Source organism: Nitrosopumilus sp. S4, assembly GCF_054515835.1.
On sequence record NZ_CM137258.1, the window covers coordinates 922,257 to 941,481 of the forward strand.

The following is a 19,225-nucleotide window of genomic DNA, read 5'->3' on the forward strand; positions in this document are numbered from 1 at the left end:
ATATGGTATTGAAAAAGAAAATTAGTGCAATTACAGTTACAAAACAGAAAATTATTGGAAAATCTCAAACAAATAATCAAAAAGCAGCAAAAACTAGACGACAGAGAGGATATCAGTGGGAAGATACCCTAGTTAAGCGATTTAAGACTACAAAATACTGGAAAGCATTCCGATTAGGGTCTCCAAGCATTGCACTTCCTGATGTATTAGCAGTGAATACAGAAGAAAGTATGATTTTTACAATAGAAGCAAAATCAGGAACAAGTACATCCCTGCCAGTTCCTGCAGATCAAATTCAAAGATGTATGGATTGGATTAAAACTTTTGATATTTATAAAAAAAGAAATGTTATTTTGGCTTTCAAGTTTCTATCCAAAAAAAGAATTGACATTGGTAAATATGAGAGCAGGGAATTGAGAGAATTTTACAAGGTATGGGATGATTCGCTAGAAATTACTGATTGTGTTTGTACTTATGAAGGTAAAATGTTTGCCAAATCAAATGGTACCCGAAAAGAGATATTTCTTAAAGAATACCCCATGCCATTTAAAAATAAACATCGACTAGTGCCAAATTAGACATTAGTTTCATATCGTTTTTTAAGGATGAAGGATTACCGTATATGTTGTCTAAAGAAGAATCAGATATTTCATCTACTGAAAAAAACCATGAATCATTGTTAGAGACAGTATCTGATGCTGAAGTTAACTCAAGAATCAGTTTTGAGGAATTTACAGATGAAAGGATGTTAATTAGTCAGGATGCATTTGGAAACAAACAAATGAAAATTAAAGTTCTAGAAGTATCTGATGAGACTCCTCCTTCTAAATGGAAATTCGGAGATCGTGTAAAAGTGACAAAAATTCTAGTGACAATTAAGCATCTAACCACCCAACAAGTTGAAGAAGCAGAGTTTGACATTGAATCGATAGAAAGAGAACTAGCTGAAAAACGACATTATTCTTCAACTAATAGATGGATTCCTGCAAGTGATATTAAGAATGGGTATGTTGTAGGTTCAAAACATACTAGACTAATTAGTGATGCTTCTGCAATGGATTACATTGTGTTTTAATTAAAAAGTACATAAAGACCAATAATTTTTCTCTGAAAAACATTATAAACAAAAGAAAATGAAAATGGTTATGAGTTCAAAAGAGTTCGAAATTAATGGAACTGATTACAGAATAGTTTTAACAGAACAGGTAATTGGCCACATTAACAATTTAAAAAACCTCTATAATGCAGCATATGAAGATCCAGAAAGTTTTGATGATGTTAGTACCGAAATATCCAACACAATTAATGAAATAGCCAGTACTGTTGAACCACCGGCAGAAGATAGTGATTTGGATGGACTTATTCAAGAAATTATTAAAGCAGTTGATCATAAAGCAGAAGAAATTGAAAAAGAGTTAGAAGGAAAAGAAAAACCTGTAAAAAAAGCAAAAGCAAAATCTAAACCTAAAAAATAATCTCATTTGACCTCAAACTCAGAAAAAATTGGGGTATATGTTATATTCTAAATAAGATAATTACTATTATGTCAAGAAGCTGTGAATGCGGTATTTGTGGACATCATAGTGAGTCCGAATGTTTAGAAAAAGAATGTAAATGTTGTTTAAATTTCCATGAAAGATCTGGACCTAAAAAAAAGTAATTTGAACTGATTAGTATTTTTATTTTTTAAAACAACTACATTTTTTTGAAATATGTCTTGAGCATCCAAATAATTTGTGGTCTTGACATCCACATAAAACACATTTTTTTGCCTCAGTCATAATTTTTCAGATAATTCCCGAATGTCTTCCATCATTTTTTTATCATCAAGTGCCTCTAAAATCTTTAGACGGATATTTTTTACCCTTCCAACATCATTTGAATATAATGTAGACATTGTCTCTATTTCCTGCTCAAAATAATAATTTTCTATATAAAATTTTAATTTTGATTTTAATGGCTTAAAATCAGAAGATTGAATATTTTGAGAATCAATTTTGTTTAAAATTACTCTTGTAAAACCATTAATTTTCATCAATTCTTTGATAATTAGATCAATATCTCCTGGTCTGTCTTTAATCTCTTGAAGTTTCAAATAAGAGTCCAATATTTGGTTTAGAATGCTTTTTAGATATTCATGATAACTAACCATGAACAATTTCTGGCTTAATCTAATCTAAAGTTTAGGAAAAATAGCTTGACTTGTGTAAAATTTACACATTTGCTTTAAATTATCACCGATTAACTGTAATGACAATGCAAGGGGATGCTTATCTCAAATGTATTGATCCAAGATGTGCTCTTGAATATCCAATTACTAATACAAATGTTCAATGTGAAAAGGGACATCTATTAGATGTAATCTACAAAAATACCCCTTCAGATAATTTAAAAGAAGTATTTTATCAGAGACGAAACCCACAGGGAAGCATATTCAATGAAAGCGGAGTATGGCGATTCAGAGAATTATTAAATTTTTGTCAAATAGATACTGAAAATATTGATGAATGCTCAAAATATCTCGTATCCCTTGATGGTGCAGAAGGTAGACAATCAAAGCCATACCAAATGTCTAAACCTGCTGAATTTATTGGAATCTCCAAAGAAAATTTATGGTTACAACCTGAAGGATACAATCCAAGTGGTTCCTTCAAAGATAATGGTATGGCTACAGCAGTCACTCATGCAAAAATGGTTGGAGCAAAAAAAATAGTTTGTGCATCAACAGGTAATACATCTGCATCAGCTGGAATGTTTGCTGCAAATGAAGGAATAAAGTGTGATGTCTATATTCCTGCAGGACAAATTGCACCAGGAAAGCTTAGTCAAGCATATCAATTCGGAGCACAAATTGTTGAAGTAGATGGTAATTTTGATGATGCACTAAAACAATCATTAGATGATGCACAAAACCATGATGGTTATACGGTTAATTCTATCAACCCCTTTAGAATTGAAGGACAGAAAACTATTCCGTTTAGAGCATTAGAGTATCTTAACTGGGAAGTTCCTGATTGGATAGTATATCCTGGAGGAGCTTTAGGAAATACTTCTAGTTGTGGAAAAGCCTTGATGGAATTATATCAATGGGGATGGATTAAAAAAATTCCAAGAATTGCCGTGATTAATTCTGAAGGAGCAAGTACTCTGTCTGATCTGTATAATGGAAAATTTGAAGATGAAGAATTAAGATGGAACAAAGGGGAACCAAATACAGAATTAATATCTAAATATTATGAACATCTTGACAAAGAAGGATTAAGACCAAAAACTAAAGCTACAGCAATTCAAATTGGAAGGCCCGCAAATATTCTAAAAGGATTGCGAGCATTAGAATTCACAAATGGTGTTGTAACAACAGTTTCAGATTCTGAAATGCTTGATGCAATGTCAGTAGTTGGTCTAAATGGATTTGATTGTGAAATGGCATCTGGTGCATCAGTAGTAGGTGTTAAAAAATTAATGAATGAAGGAATTATTAAAAAAGATGATGTGGTTGTTGGAATTTTAACAGGAAGACAAAAAGATGCAATGCTTCCAGTAGACTATCATAATAATCCTGAAAACAAATTTGCAAAACCTCCAAAAAATTAGCCTTGATTCCAGCCTTTGAATATTTTTAAAATGAGATTATACCAAGAGTTAAATCCAAGGCTTACAAAATTAATTTAGCCAAAAGATGGTGCAAATAAAATAAATGATAGTGAATTCACTACTAGGGAGTTTAAGAGGTTAGTAACTTGGTAGAATTATGGGTTGAGCTTGCCGCATTAGCAGCATTAATAGGATTATCAGGATTTTTTAGTGGTTTAGAAGTATCATTAGTTGGTACGAGTAAAGCTACAGTTGAACAATTAGTTAAAGAAAAAAGACGTGGTGCTAAAGCACTTCAAAAACTAAAATCCAACCCAGGATGGATGATGTCTGCTGTTAATCTAGGCAATAATTTAGTAAACATAGGTTCATCTGCGTTAGCAACAGTAGTTGCAATTAAAATATTTGGAGATAGTGGACTTGGAATTGCAATTGGAATTATGACCTTTTTAATTATTATTTTTGGAGAGGTTACACCCAAAACATATTGTAACGCAAATGCAACCAAAGTTGCACTTCGCTCAAGTGGAATTTTAATGATGTTTAGTTATGCAATGTATCCAATTGTATGGGTTTTAGAAAGAATCACTCGAGTAATGATCAAATTAACTGGAAGTGATTATCATCCACCTGCTTTAACTGAAAATGAAATTAAGGGTATTATTGATCAAGGCCATAGAGATGAAGCATTAGAATCACATGAACGTGATTTGGTACATAAGGCATTGCAGTTTGATGATACAGTAGTTCGAGTTGTCATGACCCCCAGGGTAAAAATGGCAACTTTGCCTGCAAAGATGTTGTTATTTGAAGCACTTCCAATAATTAATCAAAATGCTCATTCTAGAATTCCAGTTTATGGGGAAACCAAGGATGACATTATTGGGTTTGTTCATGTTAGAGATATTCTACGGGAAATGGAAGGAGATGAAAATAAAATGAAAACTTTAGGAGAGATATCAAGAGATCCAGTGTTTGTCTCTCAAGAAAAAATGGTCAGTTCATTACTAAAAGAAATGAAGGGGAGAAAAACACACATGGCAATAGTGATAGATGAGCATGGAGGAGTGGAAGGTTTAGTTACTTTAGAAGATTTAATTGAAGAAATCATTGGAGAAATTGAAGATGAAACTGATGTAGCATCAAAATCAGAATATCATTCTATAGATAGAGATACCATTGTTACAAATGGAGAAATAGAGTTAGACAAAATAAATGAAATTTTCAAATCAAATCTTCAAGGAGGCGATGATTATGGAACTCTTAATGGTCTCCTACATGAAAAACTCCACGATATACCACAAGCTGGAGACAAATTAGAAATAGAGAATCTTAGAATCATAGTAGAAAAAGTTGCTAAAAACATTCCTACTGAAATTAGAATTGAAAAAATTAGAAAATAAATTATTTTTTAAAATGTTCTTGTAATTTTTGCTTTTTTTCTTGCATATGAAATATTGATTCTGTATGTGAAAAAGCATCTTTGTAAGATCTTCCATAAAGCATTGCTTGCATTAACATGTGATTTTCTGGAATTACAATTCCTGTTTGATCATCAGAATACATCAATTGAGTAGTATCTCCTATGGATGCAGTCATGTTAGCATGTATGTGTATCATGTTGGTATCAGTAAAATTAAATCCCATAGTTTGAGCGTAATCTCTTACATCTTTAGTTCCTTTAGCAGTCCAAAGAACAGCAACACCGAATTCATTCATAAATAATTCATGGATTTCTGATGGTTTTGGGGCAAGGTCTTTGAATCTAACATCCATTATGTGTAAATGCATTTGTCTGGTTGGTACTTTGATTGCTCTTACAAATAGGGGGGCATCTTTTCCAAAGTATGTTTTAACATCATCACCATGATGGGGTTTTTCAGTCATCTCGATTGTATCAACAACAGTTTTTTCTATTTGTTCAATATCTGCCCATCTTCTAACCAATGTGACATCATAACGAATTATTTTATCTCCAAACTTATGGCGTAAAGGCTCTAGCACTCTACCCATACCTGTGACATTACAACTACCTTGCATCACATGTTGTTTTCCAATTGCATCATCATAGTTCACTCGAGAATTAAATAATAAATCCGAAACTGCTTCTGTACCTTCAATTGATTCTCCGCCTTGATAAATAGCAGGAATGTTTTTTGGTGCATACAGATTAATTTTATTTTTATAGCCATGACCACCAGGTGCTGCATCTATAACTAAATCACAATTATCTAATGCATCATTAATGGTTCCACTGATTTTATAATTTGAAAAATTTTCTAATTTATTTTCTGGAACATAAACGTCTAATCCTTTAGAAATTGCAATATCGACTTTGTCATCAGGAGAGTATTTTCCAACCCCGATTACTTGGATTTCAGGATCATCTTTGAGAAAAGAGGTTATTCTGCTTCCTATTGAGCCATATCCATTAACAAAAACCCTTTTCATAATTCGGGTGTAATTCCCCCATTTATTTACATTAACCTATGAAAAGTTAAAGTTAAGCAAATCCTGATTTTTTTAAAACTAAAACTCATACTGTTTAATGAATTCATTTTTTCATAATCTTTTATTTTAAAAATCCTTACAGAATCCCTCTCACTTCATAAAAACACGTCAAAACATTATCTATCTTGAAATTTAACATCTTGTGCTGATGATTATTACTACGGGTTCTCTCTGATTTTCCTCAAAATTGATGAATATTGCCGAATTATGAAGCTTTTTTTCTAAAAAGATGTTTGCTCTTAGTAGAGAGGCTAGTAGAAAAATAGTCAAAAAAATAGACTTTAAGGAAAAAATTCATGACGCGATTACATATAATCACTAATGAGGCAAGATGAATAGACGAATTGGATAGAGAGTTATTAATTTCAAAACTGGATGAAGCAATAAAAAATTCTGTTGGAGATGATGGGAGAAATCAGTATTTGAAAAAAAGAATCAGACAAAAAAAAGAGTTATTAAAATCTGACAAAAAATATATTGAAAAAATTTTAGAAGTTAAAATTGATAAGATTTCAGATGAGGACTATTCAAATATCATTAATCAAAAAAACAATCGAATCTTTCTAAATCCAAATCTTGCAAAATGTTCAACTTGCAATAACGAAATTAAATTAGATGACAAGTCTATTCGTGAAAATAATAAATGGTATCATTCGCAATGTTTCCAAAAATCTACTTTTAGAAAACATACAAAATCGATTATTAACGATATAGAAAGGAGAAAAACAAGAAGGAAAGGAAAAGATCCAGTTCAGTTTATTATTACAGGAATAATTTTTGTATTTTTGATTACATCTGTCTATTTCATTTTAGGTCCTATCAGCATGATAGCAATGGGTCTTGGGGGCGCAATTACAATATATCATTTAGTGGGGGCTACTGGAAAAATTTTCTCTAAAAACGTCAAAGGTAAGAAAGGACCATCAGTCTTTTTATTATTCTTACTTGTTTCTCCATTTCTAATTGCGACAATGATTGCATATGAGGGATACACATTACTAGAATCCCCAGTTAGAATTATTCTAATTTGGGCAATGACCATTTCATTTTGGTCTACCATGTTATTTGTACCAATGGCAGTTTTGAGTAAATATAGAGAAGACATACAAGAAAATGTAAAATCATATCCAAAAATTTCAATAATAATTCCTGCATATAATGAAGAAAAAGTAATTAAAAATACCATAGAGGGTTTACTTGAAACTAAATATCCTAAAAAAGAAATCATTTTTGTGGATGATGGAAGCAAAGACAAGACATTAGAAATTGCATCAGAATTCAAAGAACAAATCAAGGTTTTACAGAAAGAGAATGGCGGTAAAGCTTCGGCATTAAATTACGGATTAGTGTATTCTACTGGAGAGATAATTGTAATTGTTGATGCAGATACAATAATTGGACGAAATTCATTAAAAGAAATTGTAAAAGGATTTGAAATAAGTGAGCATGTTGCAGCAGTTGCGGGAAATATCAAAGTTCGAAATAGAGTAAATTGGCTAACAAAATGTCAAGCATTAGAATACATTACAGGTATTCAAATTGTTAGAAGAGCATTTGATGTGTTTGGATCAATAACAATTGTCCCCGGTGCATTAGGGGCATTTAAAAAATCTCTATTAACAGAATCAGGAGCTTATGGCAAAGAGACGATTGTGGAAGATTTTGATCAAACTATAAAATTGTTAAAAGCAGGATTAATCACTCAAGGTAGTTCAAAAGCAACAGCGTATACTGAGGCACCAAATACATTTAGAGATTTTTTTGCACAAAGAAAAAGATGGTACAGAGGAAATATTCAGGTATTAAAAAGACATTCAGATGCATTAACCAACCCTCGATTTGGGTATTTACAACGATTGTCATTACCCTATCTGTTTTTGGGAATGGTAATCACACCAATAGTTGGATTTACAGCAGCAGCTAATGCAATTTTAGGCATAATTTTAGGAGATTGGTTATACGTATTACAAATATCCCTAATATTTACAGTGGTCCATTACCTAATGTCTGCTTTGGCAATTAGAATAGATGATGAAGATCCAAAACTGTTGTGGCATGCAGGATTTTTAGTCTTCGGCTTTAAACAGATTGTAGATGCATTACTACTAAAAGCAATTATAGAACAAATTCAAAATAAAAGGGCTACGTGGACAAGTGCAAAAAGAATTGGTGTGTAAATTATCAAATAATAAGACATGGATGATATTATTTTTAGCATCTGTATTTTCCTTCATTACATTTGAACATGTGTATGCCGAAGAATTTGAAACTATTGAGATTGAAATTAAATACACTAACGGTGACAGGGCAGATTTCAACGGAATAAATCTAATAGTGTATCAAGATTTTAGTAAAACCCCCTACTTAGAAAAGCCATTAGAAAAAAACCCTGATAGTATTTTAGTTCCAAAAAATCATCGTTATAAGATAGAAGTATACGCAAATGGAATGTATGCTGATGTAGGATATGTACAATTAAAGGAAAAATCTGAGAAAATAATCATCAACATACCATTATCCGGAGGATTAGAACTGGGGGTATTTTACAAAAACGGCAATCCCATTCAGGGTGCCACAGTAATTGTAAAATCCCAAGACAATACAGAGTGGAAAAAGGGAATTACAAATGATCAGGGTAAAACATTGCGCTATTGGATTCAATCTACTAACAGACAACAGGATTTCTATATAGCAGATGTGTATCTAGGAGAAATCTTTCTAAAATCATATTCTCCAATAAAACTACAAGCTGGAATTGCATTTGATCAAAAAATCATTACCAATATTCCAGAAGTCGTAGAGGAATTAATAATCATAAATCTATATTCAGGTTCAAAAAAAATTACATCCAATGATGGAAATTATAAAGTAACCCTTAATGATCTTCATGGAAATAAGATTGCATCTTCAGATGTGACTTTTAGAGGAGATGCACAATTTTCAAATTTAAAATCAGGCACATATATTGTCAAAATTACATCCAATAATGAATTAGAAGATACACTTTGGCCTCAAACGAAAATTCATGTGATTGGGGACACAAACAAGTTCAGTATTTATAAAAATGTAAAAATTGCAGATATTTTAGAAACACCATTTATTTCGTGTAATTGTATTTCATTTAGACTAGATGATGTACAAGATTATTGGCTTTCTGAAACTCAGACAAAAATAATTGATTTGTTTTCGGAAAAAAACATTCCATTAACTATTGGAGTGATAGGAAATGTAACTGGGTTTGATAAAAAAATCAGTGATAAAATTAAAGAGAAGTTAATTGAGGGAGACATCGAAATTGCTAACCATAGTTGGAATAACGACATACTGACCAGTAAAAGTTATGAAATTCAAGAAAAATACATTCTAGAGACAAACAAAAGAATCTTTGAAGTTTATGGTGTAAATCCTTCTGTATTCATCCCTCCTGAAAATATGTATGATAAAAATACAATAAACATCCTAAAAAATAACGGATTCACACATCTAATTTCACATATCAAAGATAATAGCCTCACAAAAATTGATCAAGATTTGTTTATTGCACCTGCAACAACAGAAACTGGAAAACTATTTGATCGAACTGTTTGGACAATGAATGATAACAATAGTATCAAAAACAAAATAATTCAAAGTATCAATGAGAGAGGATATGCAATAATTATGATGCATCCCCAAGAATTTTCTTTAAGTGAAAATGGTGTTTATGGTGGACCAAATCAAAAAGCAATAGCAGAATTTGGATTGTTATTAGATGAACTTTCAGAATTAAATTCAAAAATAGTTAAAACAAGTGATGTAAAACCAGCAGACAAAGACGTAGTTGGCGAGATAGTTGAAAAACATGATACATGCAATTGTGTTGCGTTTAGACTAGATGGAGTACAAGATTATTGGTTAAATGAGGTTCAAATTAGCATTATGAGTGCATTTCTTGAAAACAAATCCCCCTTAACTGTAGGAATTATTGGTGATGCTTTTGGAATGGATAAAAAAATAACAGATTTTATTAAAGAAAATTCTGCAAAATCAAACTCAAATTTAGAAATAGCAACTAAAGGTTTAGGATTAACGCCATACACTAACTACGATAAAAATGAACAGAATGAAAATCTAAAAAAATCTATTGAATTGATTCAAGCAACAACTAACATTGCACCACATGTTTTCATCCCACCAGATAATAAAATAAATTCCAATACCTTAGAAATTTTAGAAGAAAATCAAATTACCCACATCAGTACCAGTTTAATTAATGAGGGTTCTCCACCTTTTAATTTAAAGGGAGAAATCATCTATAGGTTTCCACAAACTACATCTACAGGACAATTCAATTCGGTAAAAAATCTTTTTGAAATAAAAGCAACACAGCAGGTTTTTGAAGAAATAATTCAATCAATTACAAATTATGGATTTGCAGTTGTTTCAATTCAACCCCAAGAATTTTCATCAGTAATTAATTCAACATACACGAATACACCTAATCAAAATAACATTGATAATTTAGTTGATCTCATCAAGATGTTAAAAGAGAATAATTATGATATAGTTCCAATTGGGAAAATTAATTCAAATTTAGTAGTATCTGTACCTGCATGGATAAAATCTAATGCTGGATGGTGGGCAGATGGCTCTATTGATGATAAAACATTTGTTCAAGGAATAGAGTATTTAGTAAAAAAGGGAATCATTACTGTATCTGAAAAATCTCAAGGCACATCAAATAACAAACTAGTACCTGCATGGATAAAATCTAATGCTGGATGGTGGGCAGATGGCTCTATTGATGATAAAACATTTGTTCAAGGAATAGAGTATTTAGTAAAAAAGGGAATCATTACATATTAACAACTTTATAGCATGTGCTATTTTTCCATCGACAATCCTCTAGTTTGAATTTATTTTCACAATTTAAACAAAGGTAATCAGTTGAAATTTCAGGAAAAAACTCTTTACAATCATTGCAGATATAGTGATTCTTCATTACTCTATAATCCACTCCTAATGCTTTAATTTCCTTATTACAATTAGGACATGTGTCATCTTGATATGTTTGCTCTTCGGTAATATTTCCACAATCATAATGTTCTATCAATTTACCTAATCTGAAATTGGAACCTTTACAATTGGGACAAAAAAATACCTGAGATGTTTTTACAGAATCACATTGATTGCAGGCAATTTCTTTTTTCTGCCCTATTTCAATAATTTTCCCTTCTTGAATTAATTTTTCCAAATACGAAGTAACAGCAGCAGTTGAAAATCCCAAAATATTGGTTATTTTATTAAAACTGATTTGATGTGTTGATTGTAAAATAAAATTAATTTGCTCATGTGTTTTTGCTAAAACTTTTTCTTCGGCATTTTTTAATATGGTGACTTGTTCGGATTCTTTTTGGAAAAAGGAATCTTCTTTTTCTAATGTATCAACTAGATTTTTTAGACTTTCAAATCTTATTGGTTTTTCAATGTATTGGTAAACACCTAGCCTAATAAGATCTTTAATTCCCTCATCATCTTTCTCTGTGGCGGTTTCTAAAATAACTCGTGCATTTGGTTGAACTTCTTGAATTTGGGTAAGAACAGAACGTGCATCCATATCAGGAAGCATATAATCAAGAAATACAATAGGCGATTTTTTTTGTTCAATAAGATCACTAAATGTAGATATTGCGCCAGCACCACTGTCACAAATATGAATATGTGAGAAACCTAATTTTTCCAAGTAGCTCTTCAAAAGCATCCCAATAGCAGGGCTATCTTCAATTATCAAAACATCTTCTTTAATTCCCATAATTTGCTTTCCTATATAATCACAAATTAAAATTGTTTATAAAAATAAGAGTACTAAAAATAGATAGACAGCATTAATTTTTTAGGTTTTGCAAAAAATCCACGCTAATTCATCAAAAACGGAGTTTAAGATTAAAAATATCCTATTTTTCCACAAAATTAGATCAAATCACAAACGACTAAATGTCTTGATAAAAACTCAGAGGCATGTTACATGGTCCATCATTGGCAATTGGTGCCATTATTGCATCAGTTTCACTAGTAGTAGCATTCCTGATATTTGATGGAATTTCAAATGAGGCAGAACTAGTTTTGGAACCAACTCCAGAATTAGAACAAGTTGGACCCCCATCAATCACTATGGAGACATTTTTAATGAATGGGTCCCCAATTCTTGGAGATTCAAATGCAAAGGTAACATTAGTGGAATTTGGAGACTATCAATGTCACTTTTGTAATGTATTCTTTCATACAACCGAAGATCCTATTTTAAAAAATTATGTTGAAACAGGTAAAGTTAGAATGATTTTCAAAGATTACAACATAATTGGTCCTGACTCTGTAAATGCATCACATGGTGCGCATTGTGCAAATGATCAAGGAAAGTTTTGGGAGTATCATGACATTTTGTATACAAATTGGACTGGTGAAAATAACGGATGGGCATCCTCGGAAAACCTCTTAAAATTTGCCCAAGAAATAGAATTAGACATTGATCAATGGTCACAGTGTATGATAGAAGGGATTCATTCTAAAACAATTCTTGCAAGTAATGAAGATGCAAAAAAATTAGAGTTAACTGGAACTCCGGCATTTTTTGTAATAGGTCCTGATGGAAAGACCACACATATCTTTGGGGCACAACCTTATGAGGTATTTGAAAACATCTTTGAGGCAGAACTTGCCAAATAAATTAGCGATCAGATACAAAAATTATAAAAATGTATGAAAATTTCTATTCCTAGTTAGTTAGAATTTACACAATAACCTTATTAGTGAAATATCGGAGGCAAGCTTATGGCAGCAGGGATTGATGATATTGCAATATACATCCCAAGATTATACATTGATGCAGCGGATTTTGCAGCAGCAAGAGGATTAGATCCTATAAAATTACAAAAGGGATTGGGGGTATCACAGATGGCAATAGTTGATGCCAATCAAGACCCTGCTTGTTTAGCAGCAAATGCTTGTTTGAAAATTATGCAGAGAAATAAGCTATCACCAGAAGACATTGGAAGGTTGTATGTATCAACAGAATCTGCATTTGATGAATCAAAGGCGATGAATTCTTATGTTATCGGAATGTTAGAACAAGTCTATGGTCAAGGTGCATTTGAGCACTGTGGTGGTGTAGAAACAAAATTTGCATGTGTAAGTGGCTCTTATGCCCTATATGACAATACTAATTGGATTAGAGCTGGAGAAGCAGAAGGAAAACATGCACTTGTAGTAGTATCAGATATTGCAAAATATGACATGGGTTCAAGTGGAGAGATGACTCAAGGTGCAGGAGCTGTAGTTATGCTTCTCAATGACAACCCTCGTCTATTAGCATTTGATCCTAAGGTAACTAGTACATCAATTAAAGATGAATATGATTTTTACAGACCATTTGGAAAAGAAACTCCAATAGTTCATGGACAATATTCCAATCTATTATACATGATACAAGTAAGAAAAGCTTTGGAAGCATACAAGAAAAAAGTTATTTCATCAGGTTTGATCAAAATCGAACCAGGAGAGACAATACTTGATCATATGGACTACATCAACATGCACTTACCATACAGCAATATGGGAAAAAAGGCATTAGCATATTTAGTTAGACATGAATGGAGACAATTACCTAGATGGAAAAAAGTGTTACAAGAAATTGGTATGGAAGAACCAGTTCCAAAAGATCCACGAGGTACAATTGAATCTGTATTAAGCGATGAAGAATTTATGGCAAGAGATCATGAATTTACAAAACTCTTTACCAAAACTCAACAGTATCAAGAAGTGTATGAATCCAAACTTTCAAGCTCATTAATTGCATCTAGTATGATTGGTAATTTGTATACTGCTTCATTGTATCTTGGATTTAGAAGTTGTTTAGAATTTGAATATCAAAAAGGAATAGATTTGGAAGGAAAAAGAGTGGGCTTTGGTTCATATGGTAGTGGAAGTAGTGCCATGGTCTTCAGCGGAGTAATTCAGCCAGAATACAAAGAGATGGTAAAAAACATGAATTTAGAAGTGGAGATTGGACCAAGGAAAAAACTAACATGGCAGGAATACGAAGAACTACACGAGAATAAATTAAGTCCTGAGGAGGCAATGCTTCATTCAGAAAAAGAATTCGTACTAGTTAATGTGAATACTCAAAAAGAGACTAGAGGTGAAAGACGTTACATCTTCAATGAATAATGCAAGAAGAACCAAACCCTGTAAAGGATTATCTATTTAATTATATTAAAAATTCAGAAACTATTCCAAAATTAATCTCAAAGAAGAAATTTGATCAAATAATTGACGAGATTATCCAAAACTGTTACGATTATGTGCTCACTTTGGGAGAAAAAGATGAAGTGTTGGGAATTTTGGCAACAGGAATTTTACATTATCTGCTTACAAATGCATTGATCCCAAGTCAAAGAAAAATTGATTATGATGGAATTGAGCTAGACATTGTAATTCCAGATACCAAAACACTAGAGATGGATCAAAAAAAGACATTGTTAGTTTGCATACCTAAATCATCTAATCCAAAAATAATCAAAGAGAAAATTTCTCAATTAGAGAAGATTCAAAATGTATCAGAAAATATTTGGGTTGTTTTGTCTGAAAATATTGCTGTTGAAAAGAAATTATTTGTAATATCTAAAGAAAACAATACATTATCTCAAATTATTTTTGAAATTGCCAAATTCACCAATATTGGCGGCAATAATAAATTCAAAATTTTGAAGATTTAGCAAAATAATTTTTTAGAATATCAATATATTTATTTTAAAATTAATTTTGTGTCAAGATTTTTCTTAAAAATTTTGTACATAGAAGAATCACTCAGGTCTTCAATAAAAGGAATTGAGCCTAAAATAGGAATATTAGTTAAATGCTTCAAATCACGTGTTAGTTCATTTATTTTGTAACCATCATTATCAAAATCATTGATGATGATTCCTTTGATATGAATTTTATATTTTTGACACATTTTTACAGTCATTACAGTGTGATTGATGGTTCCAACTTTAGTTCTTGTAACAATAATTGTAGGACATTTCATGTCTTTTATCAAATCTGTAACAAAATAGTTCTTGAGTATAGGTGTCATGATACCACCCATTCCTTCAACTAATAACATCTCATGTAGTTTTGATAATTTTTTAAAATTTGAAAGAACCAAATCAATTTTTGGTGTGATTTTCAGTGTCTTCATAGCAGTAAAGGGGGATGCAGGAATAGGGAAAAATTGAGGATTTAAGAGATTTTCAGGATCTTTTACTTGTGCAGCTTTTACAATAATTTCAACATCTTCAGATTTGAAACCCTTTTTTTGTTGATTTCCAGCAGCAAATGGCTTCATAACACCTACATCAAAATTCATTTTTCGAAAGAGTATGGCCAAACCTGCTGTAACATAGGTTTTGCCCACATCAGTATCAGTCCCTGTAATGAATAGTGATTTCAACAAATATCATGAATAATTAGTGTTGATTAATCTTGTCGTTTAATTATTAAGAACAAAAAAATAATTAAAAATGTTTGAAAAATACTAGTTTTGTATGGCATCCAAATACTCAAATGAATGAATGGGATTCATTTGACGAAATAAAGAGTGCCAAGGGAATTTGGTTAACCGATTCTAAGGGAAATAAAATGATAGATGCAGTCGCATCAATGTGGTGTAATGTTTGGGGACATTCTAATCCTAAATTAATTAAATCCATTCAAAATCAAAGTAAAAAACTTCAACACTCATCAATGTTTAATCTTACAAATGAGCCTGCAGAAAAATTAGCAAAAAAACTCATAGGTATTTCCCCTGGTATGCACAGGGTATTTTATTCGGACAATGGTTCATCGGCAATGGAAATTGCAATCAAAATGTCACTTCAATATTGGAAAAATATTGGAGAAACAAAAAAAACTCAAATTGTAACCCTAAAAAACGGTTATCACGGAGACACATTTGGAGCAATGTCAGTAGGATATGTTCCTGAATTTTTTAAAAAATTTAAAAAACAATTATTTTCAACAATACAATTTTCAGTTCCTAATGCATATAGAGTTCCAAAAGGATTAACTTTTTCAGAATATGAAAATCAATGCATAGAAAAAATTGAGAAAAGATTTCAAGAAAATAATGATATTGCGGCATTTGTAATGGAAAGTGGAGCACAAGTTGCAGGAGGGGTAATAATTTACCCAGATAATTTTCAAAGAAAAATTAGCAATTTATGTAAAAAACATGATGTATTATTAGTACTAGATGAAATTGCTACAGGGTTTGGCAGATTAGGATCTATGGTAGAGTATGAGAAACAAAAAAGCATTCCAGATGTTGTTTCATTTGGAAAAATGTTGACTGGAGGGTATCTTACTATGGCTGCAACTTTGGCAAATAAAAAAGTGTATGATTCATTTTTAGGAGAATTCAATGAATGGAAACATCTATTTCACGGACATACATTTACTGGAAATCCAATTGCTGCCTCAGTTGCTAATGAGAATCTAAACATGTATCAAAAAAATAAGTTGATCCAAAAAATACAAAAAACAAAAAAAGTTTTTGAAAAATACTATCAAGAAATATCTAAAATAGATATTGTTGGGGATATTAGACATAAAGGAATGCTGATGGGAATTGAACTTGTTTCAAATCAAGAGAAAAAAACACCAGTTAACCCCAAAAAATCAATCAATAAAATATTTTTTGAAGAAGGGAAAAAACATGGAATTTATCTAAGAACACTTGGCAATATTGTAATGATTGTTCCCCCCTTGGCAATTACTGAAAATGAGCTTAATCTACTCCTAAACAGAGTGATTAGCACCATTAAATCAGCAAAAACCCAATTAATTTAGCCGTTAACCCCCCTGAACATCCAAGGTTAACCATTCCATTATTGTTATAAATAGAATAATGTTTAATGAGTTAGGATGTTGGAATTCATCAAAGAGTGTCAAGAGAAAGTTTTTTCCGGAAATGGATTATCAGCCGATGATGTTCATAAATTATTTAACATTCCAGATGAATATCTAAAAGGTTTAGCACAGGCTGCAAATGAAATTACGAGAGATTTCAATGGACATAAAGTAGATGTTGAACAATTAAACAATATTAAAAAAAATGCATGCAGTGAAGATTGTACATTTTGTGGGCAATCTGCTTTTTTTGATACAGGTATTGAAACATATCAATTACCATCACCAGAAGAAGTTGTTCTCAAAGCAGAAAAAGCAAAACAAGAAGGAGCTGAATCATATTGTCTAGTTGCAGCATGGAGAGAGCCATCACCAAAAGATTTTGAAAAAGTATGTAAAATAATTACTGAAATTAACGATAAAGTTGGAATAAGTGTAGAGTGTAGTTTAGGATTTCTTACGATAGAACAAGCAGAAAAATTAAAAAAATTAAATGTTAAAAGATACAATCATAATTTAGAAACTGCAAAATCTAAATTTTCAGAAATCTGTACAACTCATACATACGAAGATCGATTAAACACATTAAAAATTGCAAGAGATGCAGGTTTGGAATTATGCACAGGTGGCATTATAGGTCTAGGGGAAACCAGGGAGCAAAGATTTGAGTTGACAATGGAATTGGCTAGAATATTCCCAGAAGAAGTAACAATTAACATACTTGTTCCAGTTCCAGGTACACCGTTAGAGTTACAAACACATCTTCCTAACTCAGAAATTGTTAGAATATTTGCAGTCATTAGATTCCTATTGCCAGAATCAGTGATCAAAATATCTGGAGGTAGAGAACTTAATCTAAATGACTCTGGCGAAGAACTACTTCAAAGTGGTGCAAACGGAATAATTACTTCAGGATACTTGACTATGGGTGGAAATGAGGCTAAAAAAGACCGTGAAATGATAGAGAAGATTGGCCTTCAAGCATAAACTAAGTTTTATTGATTTAGAACTAGAAAATATAAGAAAAAACAATCTGTATAGAAGCTTACGATATGGAAAAGCAAGCAAAGCAGATATAATTATTGATGGAAAAAAATTACTCAACTTATGTTCAAATGATTATCTTGGAATTCCTGTAACTAAAATTAAGATAAATCAATTACAATCTAGTTCAAGACTTGTTTCTGGCAACGATAAATCATACAAAAAATTAGAAAACATACTTGCAAAACATAAATCAAAACAAAAAAGTTTAATTTATCCTACAGGATACATGGCAAATTTAGGAACAATATCTTCAATTGTAAATAAAGGCGATTTAATTTTAAGTGATGAGCTAAATCATGCCAGCATCATTGAATCATGCAAACTATCAAATGCAAAAGTTTCAGTTTACAAACACAATGATATGGATGATTTAAACAAAAAAATAAAATCAAAAGCAAAAAACAAATTCATAATTAGTGAAGGAATATTCAGTATGGATGGAGATTTTTCATCACTTAAAGAGATTACCGAAATATCAGAAAAAAATAATGCCATTACAATAATTGATGATGCACATGGGGATTTTGTGGTTGGAAAAGATGGTAAAGGAACTCCAAGTCATTTTAATGTTACAAAAAAAATTGATGTGTACATTAGCAGTCTAAGTAAAGGCCTAGGATCTTTTGGAGGATATGTTGCATCACAAAATAACGTAATTGATTTATGCATTAACAAAGCAAAATCATTTATCTATACATCAGCATTACCATCATTTTTAATCGAGTATGCTATACAGAGAATTCAAACAAACAGAGAAAAACAAAAAAAGAGATTAGAAAAAAACATCTCACATCTATCAAAAGGGCTTAAGAAAATAGGTTATGAGGTTAGATCAGAGAGTCAAATAATTCCAATTATTATTGGAGATGAAAAGGCAGCTTTGGACTTTGGTAGTTTTTTGTTCAAAAATGGTGTTTATGCTCAGCCAATCAGATATCCAACCGTTCCTAATAATCAAGCCAGGTTAAGAATTTCAGTTACGGCATGGCTAACAAAAACAGATATCGATTATGCGCTAAATGTTTTTGAGAAAGGATTTAAGAAATTTTTGTAATTAGCGCATAGAATCAAATCCGCCAAGTGCAGGGGATCCAATAATTACTGCCAGGGTGATTACAATTCCTAATGCAATACCTACAATAATGAATCT

The 19,225-nt window shown here is 31.5% G+C and carries 17 protein-coding genes; 13 read left to right on the top strand and 4 right to left on the bottom strand.

What is annotated here, in order from left to right:
- Nucleotides 1–29: 29 nt before the first annotated feature.
- From ACX119_RS05190 to ACX119_RS05200, 3 genes are all read left to right on the top strand, one after another.
- Nucleotides 30–578, top strand: coding sequence for a resolvase (locus tag ACX119_RS05190; RefSeq protein ID WP_459351998.1), 549 nt, complete (start codon nt 30–32; stop codon nt 576–578).
- A gap of 44 nt (nt 579–622) precedes the next feature.
- A complete protein-coding gene (locus ACX119_RS05195; protein ID WP_459350247.1) occupies nt 623–1,075 on the top strand; it encodes a hypothetical protein in 453 nt (150 codons plus the stop codon).
- Between the two features lie 70 nt (nt 1,076–1,145).
- On the top strand, nt 1,146–1,475 hold the full coding sequence (locus ACX119_RS05200; RefSeq protein ID WP_459350248.1) for a hypothetical protein: 330 nt from the start codon (nt 1,146–1,148) through the stop codon (nt 1,473–1,475).
- Between the two features lie 302 nt (nt 1,476–1,777).
- On the opposite strand, the gene ACX119_RS05205 is transcribed toward ACX119_RS05200, so the two are convergent.
- Complete coding sequence (locus tag ACX119_RS05205) at nt 1,778–2,152, bottom strand: hypothetical protein (RefSeq protein WP_459350249.1); 375 nt, start codon at nt 2,150–2,152, stop codon at nt 1,778–1,780.
- Nucleotides 2,153–2,256: 104 nt separating this feature from the next.
- On the opposite strand from ACX119_RS05205, the gene thrC reads away from it, so the two are divergent.
- Entirely contained in the window at nt 2,257–3,594 is a 1,338-nt protein-coding gene (gene thrC, locus ACX119_RS05210; RefSeq protein ID WP_459350250.1) for a threonine synthase, read from the top strand.
- 146 nt (nt 3,595–3,740) lie between these two features.
- Nucleotides 3,741–4,997 (top strand): hemolysin family protein, encoded by a 1,257-nt coding sequence (locus tag ACX119_RS05215; protein ID WP_459350251.1) that lies wholly within the window; start codon nt 3,741–3,743, stop codon nt 4,995–4,997.
- 1 nt (nt 4,998) lies between these two features.
- Here ACX119_RS05215 and ACX119_RS05220 read toward each other — a convergent pair whose 3' ends face one another.
- On the bottom strand, nt 4,999–6,045 hold the full coding sequence (locus ACX119_RS05220) for a type II glyceraldehyde-3-phosphate dehydrogenase (protein ID WP_459350252.1): 1,047 nt from the start codon (nt 6,043–6,045) through the stop codon (nt 4,999–5,001).
- 404 nt (nt 6,046–6,449) lie between these two features.
- Between ACX119_RS05220 and ACX119_RS05225 the strand changes: the two genes are divergently transcribed.
- Both ACX119_RS05225 and ACX119_RS05230 read left to right on the top strand, forming a co-directional pair.
- A complete protein-coding gene (locus tag ACX119_RS05225; protein ID WP_459350253.1) occupies nt 6,450–8,282 on the top strand; it encodes a glycosyltransferase in 1,833 nt (610 codons plus the stop codon).
- The gene (locus tag ACX119_RS05230) at nt 8,260–10,950 is read left to right on the top strand and encodes a polysaccharide deacetylase family protein (protein ID WP_459350254.1); all 2,691 of its coding nucleotides are present in this window, start codon (nt 8,260–8,262) and stop codon (nt 10,948–10,950) included. The genes ACX119_RS05225 and ACX119_RS05230 overlap by 23 nt, the downstream gene beginning before the upstream one ends.
- On the opposite strand, the gene ACX119_RS05235 is transcribed toward ACX119_RS05230, so the two are convergent.
- The gene (locus ACX119_RS05235; RefSeq protein ID WP_459350255.1) at nt 10,940–11,896 is read right to left on the bottom strand and encodes a TackOD1 domain-containing metal-binding protein; all 957 of its coding nucleotides are present in this window, start codon (nt 11,894–11,896) and stop codon (nt 10,940–10,942) included. The genes ACX119_RS05230 and ACX119_RS05235 overlap by 11 nt on opposite strands.
- A 206-nt stretch (nt 11,897–12,102) precedes the next feature.
- On the opposite strand from ACX119_RS05235, the gene ACX119_RS05240 reads away from it, so the two are divergent.
- The 3 genes from ACX119_RS05240 to ACX119_RS05250 all read left to right on the top strand — a co-directional run bounded on the left by ACX119_RS05240 (nt 12,103) and on the right by ACX119_RS05250 (nt 14,855).
- Nucleotides 12,103–12,807: a DsbA family protein gene (locus ACX119_RS05240; protein ID WP_459350256.1), complete on the top strand. Its 705-nt coding sequence runs from the start codon at nt 12,103–12,105 to the stop codon at nt 12,805–12,807.
- A gap of 105 nt (nt 12,808–12,912) precedes the next feature.
- Complete coding sequence (locus tag ACX119_RS05245) at nt 12,913–14,307, top strand: hydroxymethylglutaryl-CoA synthase family protein (RefSeq protein ID WP_459350257.1); 1,395 nt, start codon at nt 12,913–12,915, stop codon at nt 14,305–14,307.
- Nucleotides 14,307–14,855: a hypothetical protein gene (locus ACX119_RS05250; RefSeq protein WP_459350258.1), complete on the top strand. Its 549-nt coding sequence runs from the start codon at nt 14,307–14,309 to the stop codon at nt 14,853–14,855. Before ACX119_RS05245 ends, ACX119_RS05250 begins: the two co-directional genes overlap by 1 nt.
- 29 nt (nt 14,856–14,884) lie before the next feature.
- On the opposite strand, the gene bioD is transcribed toward ACX119_RS05250, so the two are convergent.
- Nucleotides 14,885–15,571 carry a dethiobiotin synthase gene (bioD, locus tag ACX119_RS05255; RefSeq protein WP_459350259.1) on the bottom strand — a complete coding sequence of 229 codons (687 nt, stop codon included), beginning with the start codon at nt 15,569–15,571 and terminating at the stop codon, nt 14,885–14,887.
- 113 nt (nt 15,572–15,684) lie between these two features.
- On the opposite strand from bioD, the gene bioA reads away from it, so the two are divergent.
- From bioA to ACX119_RS05270, 3 genes are all read left to right on the top strand, one after another.
- A complete protein-coding gene (gene bioA, locus ACX119_RS05260; RefSeq protein ID WP_459351999.1) occupies nt 15,685–16,968 on the top strand; it encodes an adenosylmethionine--8-amino-7-oxononanoate transaminase in 1,284 nt (427 codons plus the stop codon).
- 75 nt (nt 16,969–17,043) lie between these two features.
- The gene (bioB, locus tag ACX119_RS05265) at nt 17,044–18,015 is read left to right on the top strand and encodes a biotin synthase BioB (protein WP_459350260.1); all 972 of its coding nucleotides are present in this window, start codon (nt 17,044–17,046) and stop codon (nt 18,013–18,015) included.
- Nucleotides 17,999–19,129, top strand: a complete 1,131-nt coding sequence (locus ACX119_RS05270; RefSeq protein ID WP_459350261.1) for an aminotransferase class I/II-fold pyridoxal phosphate-dependent enzyme — start codon at nt 17,999–18,001, stop codon at nt 19,127–19,129. The genes bioB and ACX119_RS05270 overlap by 17 nt, the downstream gene beginning before the upstream one ends.
- Nucleotides 19,130–19,225 lie beyond the last annotated feature (96 nt).

Coding starts and splice junctions, on each gene's coding strand:
- ACX119_RS05195 (WP_459350247.1), top strand. CDS start 623: ATGTTGTCTAAAGAAGAATCAGATATTTCATCTACTGAAAAAAACCAT.
- ACX119_RS05200 (WP_459350248.1), top strand. CDS start 1,146: ATGAGTTCAAAAGAGTTCGAAATTAATGGAACTGATTACAGAATAGTT.
- ACX119_RS05205 (WP_459350249.1), bottom strand. CDS start 2,152: ATGGTTAGTTATCATGAATATCTAAAAAGCATTCTAAACCAAATATTG.
- thrC (WP_459350250.1), top strand. CDS start 2,257: ATGCAAGGGGATGCTTATCTCAAATGTATTGATCCAAGATGTGCTCTT.
- ACX119_RS05220 (WP_459350252.1), bottom strand. CDS start 6,045: ATGAAAAGGGTTTTTGTTAATGGATATGGCTCAATAGGAAGCAGAATA.
- ACX119_RS05235 (WP_459350255.1), bottom strand. CDS start 11,896: ATGGGAATTAAAGAAGATGTTTTGATAATTGAAGATAGCCCTGCTATT.
- ACX119_RS05240 (WP_459350256.1), top strand. CDS start 12,103: ATGTTACATGGTCCATCATTGGCAATTGGTGCCATTATTGCATCAGTT.
- ACX119_RS05245 (WP_459350257.1), top strand. CDS start 12,913: ATGGCAGCAGGGATTGATGATATTGCAATATACATCCCAAGATTATAC.
- ACX119_RS05250 (WP_459350258.1), top strand. CDS start 14,307: ATGCAAGAAGAACCAAACCCTGTAAAGGATTATCTATTTAATTATATT.
- bioA (WP_459351999.1), top strand. CDS start 15,685: ATGAATGAATGGGATTCATTTGACGAAATAAAGAGTGCCAAGGGAATT.
- bioB (WP_459350260.1), top strand. CDS start 17,044: ATGTTGGAATTCATCAAAGAGTGTCAAGAGAAAGTTTTTTCCGGAAAT.